The organism is Ensifer sp. D2-11 (assembly GCF_054161295.1).
Genome location: NZ_CP096433.1, coordinates 100,333 through 115,498, shown reverse-complemented (window position 1 = coordinate 115,498; position 15,166 = coordinate 100,333). Strand labels below are relative to the sequence as shown.

Genomic DNA, 15,166 nt, shown 5'->3' with positions numbered 1-15,166 from the left:
TGGGACGACTTGGCGTCGCCAAGAGCGGGATGAGGAAAAGTGATCTAGGGAGGACATCATGAGCGAAGTCACCATTCTCGCATTCGCGCTTGTCGCTTTCATCGGCATCGCAACGCCTGGACCAACCGTGCTTCTCGCGCTCACCAATGGTTCGCGTTTTGGCGTGAAACGGGCAACGGCAGGAATGATCGGCGCGATGCTCTCGGATTTCGTGCTGATCGGCGCGGTCGCACTCGGGCTCGGTGCACTGCTTGCAGCGTCGGAGTTCTGGTTCTCCGTGGTCAAATGGCTGGGCGCCGCCTATCTCGCCTATCTCGGCGTCATGCTGCTGCGATCGCGCGGAACGCTGGAACTCCCGTCGCAAGCGCCGCAGGGAGCGGATTCCGGCGCAACGCGCTCCATCTTCACCAAGAGCTTCCTCGTCGCCGTCACCAATCCCAAGGGCTATCTGTTCTTTTCGGCCTTTCTGCCGCAATTCATCGATCCCGCCCTGCCGCAGGCGCCGCAATACGCCATGCTGGCCATCGTCTTCGCGTCGATCGATTTCGTGGTGATGTTCGGTTACGCCCTGCTCGGGTCGCAGGCGGTGCGCTTCATGAGGCGCTCCGGCGCGATCTGGCTCGACCGCATCTGCGGCGGCGCACTGCTGGCGCTCGCCGGATCTCTGGCGCTCTATCGGCGCGCTGCGAATTAGAGCACTTCGGAAAAGTGCGTAAACAGCGCTCCCGCCGCGAAGGACGGCAGGAGCGCTGCTGATAATCCACCTCCGCAGGGTGAGAGGCGGAGAAATTCAGGCGGCGCGGCGAAGCGGCGGCAATGCGAGTTTCCGGCCGCTGGCGACCAGCATCCCGGCAGCACCGTCGAGCCAGCCTTCCTTGAGCTCAAGCGCCAGGAAGCGATTGCGCTCGAAAGGACCGGGCATGACGAGATGCTGCGCGCGCTGCGCGAAGAAGCCGAAACGTTCGTAATAGGCGGCGTCGCCGACGAGCAGGACAGCGCCATGGCCGCGGTTCTTGGCTTCCTGGACCGCCGCGCGCATCAGCATGCCGCCAATACCTTTGCCCTCATGCGCCGGATCGACCGCAAGCGGGCCGAGCAGAAGCGCCGGCACCGGCTGGCCCTCGCGGTTGACGCCGGCCTCGACGTTCCAGAGGCGCACGGTGCCGATGACGTGACCGTCGGCATCCCGGGCGACAAGGGCAAGGCCCTCGGCAGGCACGCGGCCGCGACGCAGCTTCTCCGACGATTTCCTGCGGCGACCCGCGCCCATGGCGCGGTCGAGCAGGTTCTCGCGCGCAACGACATCGCCCGGGTTTTCCGAGTCGATCACAAAGGTGGTTGGCGCGAAGAACGCGCGCAAGGAATCAACAACAGCGGCCATCTGGGCCTCCCGTCATCAAAACCGCTTCAGGCGGACCGGACATGAATTGTGAAAGCCGCTCCCGCGTGAACGGGAGCGAGCAGGATCAGATGACATAGGCCTTCAGCGGCTCGAAGCCGTTGAAGGCGACGGCCGAGTAGGTCGTCGTGTAGGCGCCCGTGCCTTCGATCAGAACCTCGTCGCCGATCGTCAGGGAGATCGGCAGCGGATACATGTTCTTCTCATAGAGCACGTCTGCCGAGTCGCAGGTCGGGCCGGCGAGCACGCAGGGTTCCATCGCATCGGCATCGCGGGCCGTGCGGATCGGATAGCGGATCGCCTCGTCCATCGTCTCGGCGAGACCGCCGAACTTGCCGATGTCGAGGAAGACCCAACGGTGGCTGTCGTTGTCCGACTTCTTCGACACGAGAACGACTTCCGCCTTGATCACGCCGGCATTTCCCACCATGCCGCGGCCCGGCTCGATGATCGTCTCCGGAATGTTGTTGCCGAAGTGCTTCTTCAGCGCGCCGAAGATCGCCTGGCCATAGGCCTCGGCCGACGGAACGTCCCTGAGGTACTTCGTCGGGAAGCCGCCGCCCATATTGACCATCTTGAGCTCGATGCCCTGCTTGGCAAGCTGGACGAAGACGCGCTTGGCATCGGCAAGAGCCGCATCCCATGCGTCGAGCTTCGTCATCTGCGAGCCGACATGGAACGAGACGCCGTAGGAGACGAGCCCGAGCTGGTGCGCATAGACGAGCACGTCGACCGCCATCTGCGGCACGCAGCCGAACTTGCGCGACAGCGGCCATTCGGCGCCTTCGCCATCGGTCAGCACGCGGCAGAAGACACGGGCACCGGGAGCGGCGCGCGCGATCTTCTCGACCTCTTCGTGGCTGTCGACCGCAAAGAGGCTGATCCCCAGCGCATGGGCGCGCGCAACGTCCCGCTCCTTCTTGATGGTGTTGCCATAGGAGATGCGGTTCGGCGTCGCCCCGGCATCGAGCGCCATTTCGATTTCGGCGACGGACGCGCAATCGAAGTTGGAGCCGAGGCCGGCGAGAAGGCGCAGGATTTCCGGTGCCGGGTTTGCCTTCACGGCATAATAGATCGCGCTGTCGGGCAGCGCATGACGGAAGGCCTTGAAATTGTCGCGCACGACGTCGAGGTCGACAACGAGGCAAGGACCTTCGGGTCGTCGGGTGTTGAGGAAGTCGATGATACGTGCGGTGGTCATGGCCATATTCCCCGATCCATTAGACTCCACGACTGTGGAGGACAAAGGGCATACGCGCGCCTGCACTGGAACCAGCCGGTGGAGACCCCGGAACCATGCATGCGCTCGATGCGCGAATTTGAATCAAAGCCCGCAAAGGCTAGGATTCGGCTTTGTCTGCCATGGATTGGAGGGAATAACCCAACCGCACTTCCGGCAATGAAGGTGTGCCTCTTCAGTAACCCCGGCTGTTGGAGAGCCGGCAGACACCAGAAAGGCCCGCACCGTCGTTGCTTCAAGATGTCCTCGCATTTCCCGGTTGGCCGGAATAGCGACTGGAGGGGTTAGTTCCAGGTACCTTACCGATAACCTCACCTAATCGAGGGTCGGCGGACACCCACAGGCACGTGCGACTTTGGGCAAGGCGTAGGTAAGAAAAATCATTGTCGTAATCAAGAGTTTTTTCCATCTCGCCGCTAATTTTTTCTGGACCGGGCAACGGCGCCAGTGTTCACTTTGGCTGAACGATCGCAGCAGGGCCGTGCGTGCGGGCGGGAACCGGAGACCCGTCTACCAAGAGCGTTTTCGCCTGCATGCCGGAGAAAGACGAATCATGGATACCTTGACCCGCATCCGCGCCTTCATCGATGTCGTGGACGCGGAAGGCTTTTCGGCCGCGGCCCGGCGCATCGGCAAATCCAAGGCGCTGCTGTCGAAATATGTGCGCGAACTCGAGGACGAGCTCGGCGCGCTGCTGTTGAACCGCACGACGCGCCAGTTCTCGCTGACCGAGGCCGGACACACCTATTACCGCAGCGCATCGGAGATCCTGAAGGAGATCGACAACCTCGCCGATCTCGTGCGTGCCAACAATTCCGACCTCAAGGGCCGATTGCGAATCACCGTGCCGAGGACTTTCGTCGATGCGGATATCGGCCAGTCCCTGATCGACTTCGGCAAGGAGCATCCCGAACTGTCGCTCGACATCGTCTCGGACGACCGGTTCATCGACCTCGTCGAGGAAGGATTCGACGTCGCTATCCGAATCACCCGGCTCGAGGACTCGACGCTGATCGCCCGCAAGCTCGACGACTTTCAGGTGCTGGTCTGCGCCTCGCCGGATTTCATGGCCAAGGCCGGCCCCCTCGGGCATCCGAGCGAACTTTCCAAGCTGCCGTGCATCCTCGACACCAACGGCCGGTCCTATTCGAGCTGGCGTTTCGTCGAAAAGGACGGTTCGCCATTCACGGTGTCGGTCAGCGGGCAGATCGAGGTCAACAGCCCGCTTGCCGCGGCGCGGGCCGCGGTGAGCGGCATCGGAGTGGCGGTCCTTCCCGATTTCATCGCCCGGCCGAAGATCGCTGCCGGCGAGCTCGTGACGTTCTTCGACGATTTCCTGCCCAAGGATCGCGGCATCTACGCCATCTATCCGCATCGTCGTTACCTCCCGACCAAGGTTCGCACCTTCGTCGACTTCCTCCACAGCTGGTTCCGCAGCACGCGCTGATGCGACTGCGATCCTTCCTCACCCGGTGGAAACGATGCGCTGCAAGTCCCAATTCCGTCTCATTTACGGTACATTCGGGGACGATTCGCGCGGCCCCGGCCGAAAGGATTCCCATTCCCATGAAAACACAAAGCATCGTCATGGCCGGCCTTGCGACGCTCCTCGCGCCCGCTCTCGCCTTCGCCCACCCGCATATATTCGCGGAAGCTCGCCTGGAGATCGTCTCCGACGAAAAGGGCGGGATCGGCGAGCTGAGGAATGTCTGGCGGTTCGACGAGCTGTTTTCGGCAAGCGTCGTTCTCGACTTCGACAAGAACGCGAACGCCACGCTCGACCCGGATGAACTGAAGGAAGTCGGCCAGACGGTGCTCGAGTCGCTGGCGGAGTACAACTATTACACGTCGATTTCCGACAACGGCAAATCCGTGAAGGTCAACAGACCCGACAGCATCACCGTCGATTACAAGGATAACCAGCTCCTGATGATGTTTGCGGTCAAGCCTGCCGAGACCATGCCGCTCAAGGGCAAGCTTTCCTTCGGCGTCTACGACCCGACCATGTATACCGCCATGGACTTCCCGACCGACGAAGACCTCTCCGTCGTCGGCGACAAGATCGAGGCCTGCCAGCATCAGGTGGTGCGGCCCGATCCCGACGAAGTGCTGGCGGAGAACAAGGACACGCTGACCGACGCCTTCTGGAACGATCCGACCGGAACCGACACGTCGAAGCTCTTTGCAACCAGGATCGAGATCACATGCTGAATGCCCGCAACGCCGGCCGCCTGATCGTGGCCGCCCTCCTGTTGACGGCCTTTTCCGCAACCGTCGCCGCCGCCCAGTCGCCTCTCGGCATCGGCACTGCCGAACCTTCCATCCGGACGACGGGCTTCCTTGGCGGGTTCTTTTCCTGGGTGAACATGGAGCAGCAGGGCTTCTACCGAATGCTGACCGACGCGCTCAAGGACATGCGCGATAACCCGTGGCAGCTCTGGTCCCTGATCGGCCTTTCCTTCACCTACGGTGTCTTCCATGCCGCCGGTCCGGGCCACGGCAAGGCGGTCATCTCCTCCTACATGATCGCCAATGAGACGGAACTGAAGAGAGGCGTGCTGCTTTCCTTCCTCTCCTCGATCCTGCAGGGCGTCGTTGCCATCCTCCTGATCGGCGCCGTCTATCTCGTGCTGCGCGGCTCCTCGATCAGCATGACGAACGCCACCCGTGCACTCGAAATCGCGAGCTATGCGCTGATCGCGGCCTTCGGCGGCTGGCTGGTCTTCCGCAAGCTGCGATCGATGCTGCGTCCGGCCCCTGCCCCGGCCACGGTGCATGCCCATGACGGTCATAGCCACGGCCACGAGCATCATCATCATGATCACCACCATGCGCACGGGCCCGGCGAGGTCTGCGCCACCTGCGGCCACGCCCATGCACCCGATCCGGCGCTCCTGAAGGGCGACCGCTTCGCGCTCAGCGAAGCCTGGTCGGCGATCGTCGCAGTCGGCCTGCGGCCCTGCTCCGGCGCGCTGATCGTGCTGTCCTTCGCCCTCCTGAACGGGCTCTATCTCGGCGGCGTGCTTTCGGTCTTCGCCATGTCGATCGGCACGGCAATCACCGTTTCGATCCTGGCGACCATGGCCGTGACGGCCAAGGGTATTGCCGTGCGCTATGCCTCCAGCGATTCGGCTGCGGCACGCATCTCGAACGGCATCGAGATCGCCGGTGCGCTGCTTGTCCTGCTGCTCGGGCTGGTGCTCCTGGGCGCGGCGCTGCAGAGCTGAGTTACCTCGGAAGAACATTCCACCCGCAACCGCCTCTCATCTCGCTGCCGCGACCTTCTCCCCGTTCTGACGGCGAGAAGGGGTAGGCCGCGCCCCAGGGTTTGGCGTGGCTTTCCGATAGACCTTAATGGCTATGCCAGCCGAGATCGGTATAGGTGAAGTCGTCACCCTTATAGGCAATTCGGGTACGGTAAGCCCGCGCGCAGGCATAGGTGAAACAATCGCCCATGTTCAGCTTGGCGGGGTGGTTCATGACCTTGCCGAACTGCCGCGCGGCATCAAGCGCCTTGGCGCCAACGTCGCCAGAAATCATCGCTTCCTTGCAATCGAGGTCGGAGATGAACTGCTCGACGAGACGGCGCGCCGTGTCCATCATCTCGGGTGTTGCTGGTCCACCCCTGCCTGCGGCCTCGGCCAATCGGCACGTGAGCGATACGGTCGCTTCCATCCGCACGACGGGCGAGACGTAGTAGGGGCCGCCGTCCTGCTCGAGCCGATCGATCAGGCTTGGGGCATCCTCTTCCTCGGCCAGAATGGCGACGACAACCGAGGCGTCAATGAACAGCATCAGTCATCGCCCCACATGTCGTCGGTTTCCCGCTTGTGGTTGCCGGGGGCAAAGGGACCGGCCTCGCGCGCCATGGCAAGGGATTTTGCAAGGCGTTCTCGGACAGGAAGAACGGCCTTACGTTTGGCTATCTCATGCTTGAGCGCGTCCTTGACCGCATCCACCTTGCTGGATTTGGTCAGGCTGATAAGCTCCTCGGCCAGCCGGTCGACCTCGGGATCCTTGATATAGAGCGGCATACAGCATATCCTTTCGAGGATATTATAATATCCTTCTTTTCATATCCTCACCAGAAGCAGTTTACGCTGGCACGTTCGACGAGAATGTCGGTACCCGCTCTTGAAGGTATCCGAACTGACCCGCAGCACCCGCACCTTCAATAGAATATGCGGAAATAGCCGACCGGAGACTCACAGTCCCTTTCGGCGCTGATACCGGGCGCGCAGCCAGAAGATCAGGAAGAAGGCTATCACGAATAGGCAGCCGACCGCGGCCGCAAGCCATGGGGATATGTCGCCGAGCCTCACCATGATCGAGGGCAGCGCGAAGAAGCCGATCCCGACCACCAGCAGAATGATGGCTGCCGCGACGGCGGGCGATTTCTCCTTCTCGGGCGTGCTCACCTTCGTCCCTCCTGCGCAAGCGTTGCGCGGATATCCTCGAGGCGCTGCTTCTGGCGTCCGTCGCGATCGAAATTGTCGGGCGAAAGCCACTGCTCGAAAGCGGTCTTGATGAGCGGCCATTCGCGATCGATCATCGAGAACCAGGCCGTATCGCGATTAGCGCGTTTCGAAACCATGTGCTGACGGAAAATGCCTTCGAAGGTGAAGCCGAGGCGCGCCGCGGTGGTGCGGCTCGCCTGATTTTCGCTGTGGCACTTCCATTCATAGCGCCTATAGCCGAGGTCCTCGAACACATGCCTGGCCATGAGATAGTGCGCTTCAGTCGAAAGCGGCGATCGCGCCATGGCGGACCCATGCGCGACGCCGCCGACCTCGACGACGCCGTTGGCGGGATCGGCGCGCATGTAGTTTGCCATGCCGACGACCTTGCCGCTCGCCTTCTCGCGAAAGACCTCGGTCACCCAGCCCGACTTCTGCTGAACCGCCGAAAACCAGGTGTCGAAATCCTCTATGCCCGAAAAATCCTCCTGGGAGAAATATTTAAGCAGAGGGTTGATGGCCATGCCGCCGAAGGCATCGCTCCAGAGGGCGTTCAGATGTTTCGCCCGATCATAGGGCTCGACAAGGACGTATCGCCCCTCGATGAGCACCGGTTTCGGCGCCGGGCATCCTTTCCAGTGGGCAAGATCACGCATCAACTGCTCCCGCGTTTGCATTCGCACTGGCCATAGGACAGACGCAGGGCGGTGACAAATTCAAACTCGTGATGCGACCCATGAGCGGAACGGATCGACGCCCGCTCATGAATTAGTTCAAGCCGGAATCTTTGCCGCAGAAACCGTCGCCTCGATGTGGTCGACGAGCGCATCGGCCAGGCCGAGCCGCCCGGCAAGCAGATCGAGATAGCCGCGCTCGGCCCGGCCGTCCGGCTCGATCGCGAGACGGGAGGCCGTATAGATCTCCACCCGCTCCTCCTCCGTCTTCCCGGCGGAGATGATGGCGTCGAGATCGATCGGGTTGACGAGCTCCGCTTCCAGGAAGGCCGCCGCATCCGCGGAAAGGCCCGAAACGGATAGCTTGTCCATGATGCGGCCGCGCTCGGTGCCGTCGATATGGCCATCCGCGCGCGCGGCGGCGATCATGGCGCGCACCAGAACGAGCGCGAAGTCGTCGCTCAGCGCTTCCGGCGCGGCGAAGCCGGAGTCGGCGGGCGGCGCCGGCAACTGCGCCGGTGCGCGTGGTGCGGGCTCGGCCACCGGCTCCTTGCCGGACTGGTAGTTCTTGTAGGCCTGATAGCCGAGGCCGGCGATCGCGGCGAGACCGCCGAGGACGGCGGCATTGCCGGCCAGCTTGCGTCCGGATTTCGTGCCGAGCAGGACCGCGGCGATCGCGCCGCTGGCAAGCGGATTGTCTTTCGCGACTTTGGTCACCTGATCCGCCCGGCCGCGGACGGTCCCTCCGGCGCCGGGCACCTGCGATCCCAGGAACTGATCCAGCAATTTCTTCGCGTCGAACATCAGGCTTGCTCCTTTTCGGTCAATGCGGGATGGCAGGCATGAACGCCCCACCCCGCGCTCCGTCGTTGGCCGATTGAGACATAGGAACGTTGCCACGGAAATACAAACCGGCGTGAAGAATGAAATGGCCGGACGAATGCCGGCCTTCCTCCATCGCGTGCCGGCTGGATCACGATGCTTTTAGGTCGGGTCGACCTAAAAGCATCGTGATCGAATCCAAGAAGTTGAGACGCGGGATGCAGGCGGAAAACGGCACACTTTTCCTCGTCCCGCTCTAACTAGGATCAGCCCTTGAGCGCGAAGGCCTCGGCCGCAAGCTTGGTGATGCCGGCCCAGTCGCCCCTGACGACCAGGTCCTTCGGCGCAACCCAGGAGCCGCCGACGCAAACGACGTTCGGAAGCGTCAGGTAGTCGCGCGCATTGGCAAGCGAGATTCCGCCGGTCGGGCAGAACATGGTGCCTGCGAGCGGCGACGACAGCGACTTCAGATAGGCAGCGCCTCCGGCCTGCTCGGCCGGGAAGAACTTCATCACATCGTAGCCCTCCTCGCGCAGCCCCATGACCTCGCTCGCCGTCGCAGCACCCGGAAGCAGCGGCACCTCGTGATCGTTGGCGACGTCGATCAGTTCCTGCGTCGTGCCGGGGCTGACGATAAACTGCGACCCGGCCGCGACGGCCTCTTCGAACTGGGCGGCATTGAGGATGGTGCCGGCACCGGCAACGGCGCCCTCAACCTCATTCGCGACGGCACGGATCGCCTCCAGTGCGGCCGGGGTGCGCAAGGTGATCTCGATCGCCTTGAGGCCTCCGGCGACCAGCGCCCGCGCGAGCGGTACCGCCGACGCCGCATCATCGATCACCAAGACCGGAACCACCGGCTGCAGCTTGAGGATGGAGAGAAGCTTGTCCGTTTTCGCGCTCATGCCGATCGTCCTTTTAAAACGATTGAATAATGCCCCTCGCATAGCGTGCCGGTCTGCGGTTGTCGAGCCTGAAAGCTACTCTGCCGCCGAAGAGAAACCATCTGCGGTAGATCGCGCCGCGGAAAACTCTTCGCGCTATTCCGCCCGCTTCCGCTCTAACTTGTCGGGATCGATCACGTTCACGATTTCAGGTCCATCCGATCTAAAATCATCGTGATCGAAGGGACAAGACTTGAGCGACATCGATTAAACGGTAGTCTGTGCCGGCCGACTTCTCGAAATGGCAGGAGATCCATGGCAAAGGAGATTGAGCGCAAGTTTCTAGTCGCCACCGATGGCTGGCGGCAACACGCGGACAAGGGCATCAGGCTACGTCAGGCGTACGTCGTCACCATGGAAGACCGCTCCGTACGCGTGCGCATTCACGGCAACAAGCGGGCACGCCTGACCATCAAGATCGGCAAATCGGCGCTCGTCCGCAACGAGTACGAATACGATCTCCCCATGAATGACGCGCGGGAATTATTGACCCAGGCGATCGGCATCGTCATCGAGAAGCGGCGTTTCCGGATACCGCACAAGGGTTTCACCTGGGAGGTCGACGTCTATGAGGGCGCGCTTGAAGGGCTCACAGTCGCCGAAGTCGAAATGAAGCGGGAAACGGACCTGCCCAACCTGCCGGCCTGGCTGGGGCGCGAGATCACCGGCGATCGCCGCTACTCCAATCAGGCGCTTGCCACCGAAGGACTGCTGGAAGCGCAGACATGACCTTTGCCTTCCATCCGAAGCGCCCCTTTACAGAGGACTTCCGCGCCGTCGGAGGGGAACAGATCGAACGCGCGATCGCGATGCTGGAGGTCCAACCCGAAGGCGTGCATGAAGCGATCCACGATGCACGCAAGGGCTTCAAGCGCCTGCGCTCGCTCTATCGCCTCGTGGCCGCGGATGCGCCACTCTTCCAAAGGCAGGAAAACGCCCGCTTCCGCGCCATGGCACGCAGTCTCTCGACATTCCGCGATGCGGCAGCGCTTGTCGAGAATGCCGGATATCTGCGCCGGCACGCGGCGAGCGAGGAGCAGCAGCTGGCCCTCGACAAAATCTGCTCGATCCTCGCAAGCCGGCGCGACCGGATTGCCGAAGACGAAGGCGATCTCGACCGGAAGATCGAAGAAACCATCGTCAACTGCCGAAAGGCGCACGCCGCACTCGCCCATGTTTCCTTCCATGACGGCAGGCGGAAATCCGCACGCCGCCTGGCGAAGGGCTGGCGGCAGACATTGCGCCGCGCCGCACGCGCCAGGGCGGCCTGTGCGGCAAGCTCCGATACGACGCTGTTTCACGACCTGCGCAAGGGCGCACAGGATTATCGGATGCAGCTCTCCCTGCTTCGCGAGGCCTGGCCGTCGGCAATGCGGGCGAAAAGAACGGAGGCCGGCGAACTGGTGGATGTGCTCGGCCATCTGAACGACATCTCCGCATTGATGTCGCTTGTCGACGAACGGCCGGACCTGGCGGGCAACAGCAGGGAGCATCTTCTTTCGAATGTCGTCGCCAGGCAGGACGAGCTGAGACGTGAGGCCTTGAAGCGCGCGGATGCGGTCTTTCTCGACCGGCCGCGGAGGGAGAGCCGAACCCTCGAACTGCTCTGGCTCGAAGCCGGAAGGTAGAACACTTACTGAAAGCCGCGCTCAGGCGTGATTCGCCGCAATTGCACTTGGCGCCCGAAACCTGTATTTGCGTGCCGCATGACCGACATGCTCACGACATCGCGCCGCCCGGAGACGCCGGGCCAGTTTCTGGTGGCCGCCCTCTACCATTTCGTATCCTTTCCGCGCTTCGCCGATTTCCGCGAGCCGCTGCAGGCGATCTGCGATGCCAATGGGGTGAAGGGAACGCTGCTTCTGGCCCATGAGGGCATTAACGGGACGATCGCCGGCACCGAAGAAGGCATTGCGGCGGTCCTTGCCTGTGTCCGCGCGCAGCCGGAATTCGCCGGCCTGGTACACAAGGAGAGCCGGGCCTCGGCCATGCCCTTCCTGCGCATGAAGGTGCGCCTGAAGAAGGAGATCGTCACCATGGGCGTCGAGAACATCGACCCCAAAAAGGTGGTCGGCACCTATGTGGAGCCGAAGGACTGGAACGCGCTGATCTCCGATCCGGAAACGCTGGTCATCGACGCGCGCAACGACTACGAAACGGCCATCGGCCTCTTCCAGGGAGCCGTCGACCCGAAGACCAAGACCTTCCGGGAATTTCCCGAGTGGGTGCGCAACAATAGCGGCCTGCACAACAAGCCGAAGATCGCCATGTACTGCACCGGCGGTATCCGCTGCGAGAAGGCGACGGCCTTCATGAAGGAACAGGGCTTCGAGGAGGTCTATCACCTCAAGGGCGGCATTCTCAAATATCTCGAGGAAATACCGCCGGAAGAGAGCCTCTGGGAAGGCGCCTGCTTCGTCTTCGACGAGCGCGTGTCCGTCACCCACGGGCTGCAGGAAGGCGAACACACGCTCTGCCATGCCTGCCGCCAGCCGCTGACGCCCGAGGACCTCCAGTCGCCCCTTCACGAGGAAGGCGTCTCCTGCATCCACTGCCACGACACCCGCACCGAAGAGGATCGCGAGCGTTACCGCCAGAGGCAGAGGCAGATCATGCTTGCGAAGAAGCGCGGCGCGCGGCACCTCGGAAGCTAGAGCTTTGCTTGGTTCAGTCTAACCGGATTCACCCGGTCGATGCCCCTCAACCGCCTGCCGGTTGAGGGGCATGCCGTGGCCGCCCGCGGGGAGAGGGTTAGTCCTCGGGTTAGACCCGAGGAGAGGGGGCAAACGCCGCTCACCAGCTCGGGATGAGCGCACCCTTGAAGTGCTCCACGATGAAGGCCTTGACCTTGTCGTCGTGGTAGGATTCGACGAGCGTCTTCACCCAGGGCGCATCCTTGTCTGCGCTACGCACCGCAATGACGTTGGCATAAGGAGACTTCTCGCTTTCGATGGCGATGGCGTCTTCCTTCGGGTGAAGATCGGCCTCGAGCGCGTAATTGGTGTTGATCACGGCCGCGTCGACATCGGCCAGCGAGCGCGGCAGCTGGGCCGCGTCGAGCTCGGCGAACTCGATGTTCTTCGGATTTTCCGTCACGTCGGCCGGGGTGACCTTGAGCCCGGCATCCGGATTGACCTTGATGAGGCCCTTCGATGCGAGAACCAGGAGCGCGCGGCCGCCATTGGTGGGGTCGTTCGGAATGGCGATCGTCGCGCCGTCCTCCAGCTCATCGAGGCTCTTAACCTTGCTCGAATAGACGCCCATCGGCGTGGTGATGGTCAGGCCCACGCTGACGATGTCGAAGCCACGATCGGCGATCTGGTTGTCGAGATAGGGCTGGTGCTGGAAGGAATTGGCATTGAGGTCGCCGTCGGCGAGCGCCTGGTTGGGAACCACGTAGTCGGAAAATTCGAGGATCTCGATGTCGAGGCCCTTGGGGGCGGCGACTTCCTTCACCTTCTCCATGATCTCGGCATGCTCGCCCGGGGTCACGCCGACCTTGATGGTTTCCGCAAGCGCCGTGCCGGCAGCCAGGGCGGCGAAGGCCGCCGCGAGAATCAACTTTTTCATGGATGTCTCCTTGTTGCTGTTTGGTGTCTTGGAAAGGATCAGGTCTTGCGGCTGCGCTTGTCGAAGCGCCGCGCCATCCGGTCGCCGGCGCTCTGGACGAGCTGTACGAGCACGATGAGCACGACGACCACGACGAGCATCACGTCCGGCATGAAGCGCTGGTAGCCGTAGCGGATGCCCAGGTCGCCGAGACCGCCGCCGCCGACGGCGCCGACCATCGCCGAATAGCCGATGAGGCTGACGATCGTCATGGTGAGCGCCAGCGTCAGCGCCGGCCGTGATTCGGCGAGCAGGACCTTGAAGACGATCTGCATCGGGGTGGCGCCCATGGCGCGCGCCGCCTCGATCAGCCCCTTGTCGACGTCGCGGATCGCCGCCTCGACAAGTCGGGCGACGAAGGGAATGGTCGCAATCGTCAAGGGAACGATCGCCGCTTTGGTGCCGATGGAGGTGCCAGTGATGAGGCGCGTCAACGGAATGATCGCGACGACGAGAATGATGAAAGGCGTCGACCGCGTCGCGTTCACCACAAGTCCCACAGCCCGGTTGACATTGGGCGCGGGAAACAGCTCGCCCTTGCCGCTGGTCGCCAGGAAGATGCCGATCGGCAGCCCGATCAACGAGCCCACGAGGCCGGCGATCGCCACCATGTACATCGTGTCGAGCGTGGCGCTGCCTATGCGAAGCAGAAGATCAGGCGACATAGCCGAGCACCTCCGTGACCAGTCCGTTCTCGGTGAAGAAGCGCTCCGCCTTGCCCGAGGTTTCGGCATCGGCGCCATAGGCGACGACGAGCGAGCCATAGGGCTTGCCGCCGATCTCGTCGATCGTGCCGGCGATGATGTTGACCTCGGCGCCGACGGACTGGATGAGCTGCGAGATCAGCGGGCGCTCCGCCGCTGCCCCGAAGAAGGTGAGGCGCACCACGACGCGATCGCCGCTAGCCGCCGCCGGCTTCAGGCCTCTGGCAACGGCTTCCGGCAGTTTCGAACCCGCCAGACCGGAAAGGAGTGCCCGCGTCGTCTCGTGCCTGGAATGCGTGAAGACATCGAAAGTGTGCCCTCGCTCCACGATCTCGCCCTTGTCGATCACCGCCACGTCGGAGGTAACCGCCTTCACGACCTCCATCTCGTGGGTGATGAGCAGAACGGTAAGGCCCAGTTCCGCATTGATCCGTCTCAGCAGTTCCAGGATCGACTGCGTCGTTTCCGGGTCGAGCGCCGAGGTCGCCTCGTCCGAGAGCAACAGCTTGGGTTCGGTCGCAAGCGCCCGGGCGATGCCGATGCGCTGCTTCTGGCCGCCGGAAAGTTCCGCCGGGTAGCGCCCGTGCTTGTCGGCAAGACCGACGAGTTCGAGAAGCGGGCGCACACGCTGCTCGATCGCGCGCCGATCCATGCCGGCGATTTCGAGCGGCAGCGCGACATTGCCGAAAACGGTGCGCGAGGAAAGCAGGTTGAAATGCTGGAAGATCATGCCGACGGAGCGGCGGAGATCGCGCAGGCCCGCCTCGTCCAGCGCACCCACATCGACGCCATCGACGAACACCTTGCCGCTCGAAGGCTTTTCGAGGCCGTTGACCAGCCGGATCAGCGTCGATTTGCCGGCGCCGGAACGGCCGATGATACCGGTGATCGAGCCGCGAGCGACCGCCAGGCTGACATTGTCGAGCGCAGTGAAGGCCGTATTTCCGCCGGAGGCCGGAAAGCGCTTGGACACGGCGTCGAAGACGACCGCATCACCGGCCGATATCTCGGATCGAGGAAGGGTCATTGTCCGGTCGCCCCCGCAGGAGGGATCAAAACGATAGGAGGATACATGATGCTCTCGGATGTTCGAAACTCCGGTCCCTTGCTAAATAGGGCCGGCACGGAAAAAACGTCGCCTCGTCAGACGGACATTCGACAACGCATTCGAAACGTGGAGCAACTCTCTATCATCGGCCAACCGGTCAGTTCAACGCCTCCTCGGCATGCCTGCCATGCCAAGGAGCATGTGGTTCTTATGGCGCGCGGGCGCGCCCTTTTACAGGTACGTTTTTCCGGAGCCCCCAGGGCGCGACG

General features: G+C 62.8%; 18 protein-coding genes. 7 read left to right on the top strand and 11 right to left on the bottom strand.

The annotated features are described in order from the left end of the window. The first annotated feature begins 58 nt into the window (after positions 1–58). Positions 59–694: a LysE family translocator gene (locus M1D34_RS00535; RefSeq protein ID WP_013844857.1), complete on the top strand. Its 636-nt coding sequence runs from the start codon at positions 59–61 to the stop codon at positions 692–694. Positions 695–790: 96 nt separating this feature from the next. Here the strand turns inward: M1D34_RS00535 and M1D34_RS00530 are convergent, their stop codons facing one another. Together M1D34_RS00530 and odc2 are read right to left on the bottom strand one after the other, a co-directional pair. After that, positions 791–1,381 (bottom strand): GNAT family N-acetyltransferase, encoded by a 591-nt coding sequence (locus M1D34_RS00530; protein ID WP_027992172.1) that lies wholly within the window; start codon positions 1,379–1,381, stop codon positions 791–793. Between the two features lie 85 nt (positions 1,382–1,466). Next, positions 1,467–2,606: an ornithine/lysine decarboxylase gene (gene odc2, locus M1D34_RS00525; RefSeq protein WP_010970259.1), complete on the bottom strand. Its 1,140-nt coding sequence runs from the start codon at positions 2,604–2,606 to the stop codon at positions 1,467–1,469. 586 nt (positions 2,607–3,192) lie between these two features. On the opposite strand from odc2, the gene M1D34_RS00520 reads away from it, so the two are divergent. The 3 genes from M1D34_RS00520 to M1D34_RS00510 all read left to right on the top strand — a co-directional run bounded on the left by M1D34_RS00520 (position 3,193) and on the right by M1D34_RS00510 (position 5,866). Continuing rightward, positions 3,193–4,086 carry a LysR family transcriptional regulator gene (locus M1D34_RS00520; RefSeq protein ID WP_003528902.1) on the top strand — a complete coding sequence of 298 codons (894 nt, stop codon included), beginning with the start codon at positions 3,193–3,195 and terminating at the stop codon, positions 4,084–4,086. Between the two features lie 119 nt (positions 4,087–4,205). Then, positions 4,206–4,850, top strand: coding sequence for a DUF1007 family protein (locus M1D34_RS00515; RefSeq protein ID WP_003528900.1), 645 nt, complete (start codon positions 4,206–4,208; stop codon positions 4,848–4,850). Further along, positions 4,844–5,866 carry a nickel/cobalt transporter gene (locus M1D34_RS00510; protein ID WP_038439279.1) on the top strand — a complete coding sequence of 341 codons (1,023 nt, stop codon included), beginning with the start codon at positions 4,844–4,846 and terminating at the stop codon, positions 5,864–5,866. The genes M1D34_RS00515 and M1D34_RS00510 overlap by 7 nt, the downstream gene beginning before the upstream one ends. Positions 5,867–5,990: 124 nt before the next feature. Here the strand turns inward: M1D34_RS00510 and M1D34_RS00505 are convergent, their stop codons facing one another. The 6 genes from M1D34_RS00505 to M1D34_RS00480 all read right to left on the bottom strand — a co-directional run bounded on the left by M1D34_RS00505 (position 5,991) and on the right by M1D34_RS00480 (position 9,497). Beyond that, on the bottom strand, positions 5,991–6,434 hold the full coding sequence (locus M1D34_RS00505; protein WP_498780164.1) for a type II toxin-antitoxin system VapC family toxin: 444 nt from the start codon (positions 6,432–6,434) through the stop codon (positions 5,991–5,993). Further along, positions 6,434–6,673 carry a type II toxin-antitoxin system VapB family antitoxin gene (locus tag M1D34_RS00500; protein WP_003528894.1) on the bottom strand — a complete coding sequence of 80 codons (240 nt, stop codon included), beginning with the start codon at positions 6,671–6,673 and terminating at the stop codon, positions 6,434–6,436. Before M1D34_RS00500 ends, M1D34_RS00505 begins: the two co-directional genes overlap by 1 nt. A gap of 171 nt (positions 6,674–6,844) precedes the next feature. Then, entirely contained in the window at positions 6,845–7,057 is a 213-nt protein-coding gene (locus tag M1D34_RS00495; RefSeq protein WP_003528892.1) for a hypothetical protein, read from the bottom strand. Then, complete coding sequence (locus M1D34_RS00490) at positions 7,054–7,752, bottom strand: GNAT family N-acetyltransferase (protein WP_498780161.1); 699 nt, start codon at positions 7,750–7,752, stop codon at positions 7,054–7,056. Before M1D34_RS00490 ends, M1D34_RS00495 begins: the two co-directional genes overlap by 4 nt. Before the next feature lie 117 nt (positions 7,753–7,869). Continuing rightward, positions 7,870–8,574 (bottom strand): tellurite resistance TerB family protein, encoded by a 705-nt coding sequence (locus tag M1D34_RS00485; RefSeq protein WP_003528889.1) that lies wholly within the window; start codon positions 8,572–8,574, stop codon positions 7,870–7,872. A 284-nt stretch (positions 8,575–8,858) separates the two neighbouring features. Further along, a complete protein-coding gene (locus M1D34_RS00480) occupies positions 8,859–9,497 on the bottom strand; it encodes a 2-dehydro-3-deoxy-phosphogluconate aldolase (RefSeq protein ID WP_027992175.1) in 639 nt (212 codons plus the stop codon). A 294-nt stretch (positions 9,498–9,791) separates the two neighbouring features. On the opposite strand from M1D34_RS00480, the gene M1D34_RS00475 reads away from it, so the two are divergent. The 3 genes from M1D34_RS00475 (at position 9,792) to trhO (ending at position 12,190) form a co-directional block, all read left to right on the top strand. Further along, complete coding sequence (locus M1D34_RS00475; protein WP_010970265.1) at positions 9,792–10,265, top strand: CYTH domain-containing protein; 474 nt, start codon at positions 9,792–9,794, stop codon at positions 10,263–10,265. Next, the gene (locus tag M1D34_RS00470; RefSeq protein ID WP_107608406.1) at positions 10,262–11,164 is read left to right on the top strand and encodes a CHAD domain-containing protein; all 903 of its coding nucleotides are present in this window, start codon (positions 10,262–10,264) and stop codon (positions 11,162–11,164) included. Before M1D34_RS00475 ends, M1D34_RS00470 begins: the two co-directional genes overlap by 4 nt. A 78-nt stretch (positions 11,165–11,242) precedes the next feature. Continuing rightward, the gene (gene trhO, locus M1D34_RS00465; RefSeq protein WP_498780157.1) at positions 11,243–12,190 is read left to right on the top strand and encodes an oxygen-dependent tRNA uridine(34) hydroxylase TrhO; all 948 of its coding nucleotides are present in this window, start codon (positions 11,243–11,245) and stop codon (positions 12,188–12,190) included. Positions 12,191–12,329: 139 nt separating this feature from the next. Here trhO and M1D34_RS00460 read toward each other — a convergent pair whose 3' ends face one another. From M1D34_RS00460 to M1D34_RS00450, 3 genes are read right to left on the bottom strand one after another with little or no spacing between them, the layout of a single operon-like run. Continuing rightward, complete coding sequence (locus M1D34_RS00460) at positions 12,330–13,106, bottom strand: MetQ/NlpA family ABC transporter substrate-binding protein (protein ID WP_003528884.1); 777 nt, start codon at positions 13,104–13,106, stop codon at positions 12,330–12,332. Between the two features lie 38 nt (positions 13,107–13,144). Beyond that, on the bottom strand, positions 13,145–13,810 hold the full coding sequence (locus tag M1D34_RS00455) for a methionine ABC transporter permease (protein ID WP_003528883.1): 666 nt from the start codon (positions 13,808–13,810) through the stop codon (positions 13,145–13,147). After that, complete coding sequence (locus M1D34_RS00450) at positions 13,800–14,876, bottom strand: methionine ABC transporter ATP-binding protein (protein ID WP_010970269.1); 1,077 nt, start codon at positions 14,874–14,876, stop codon at positions 13,800–13,802. Before M1D34_RS00450 ends, M1D34_RS00455 begins: the two co-directional genes overlap by 11 nt. Positions 14,877–15,166: the final 290 nt, after the last annotated feature.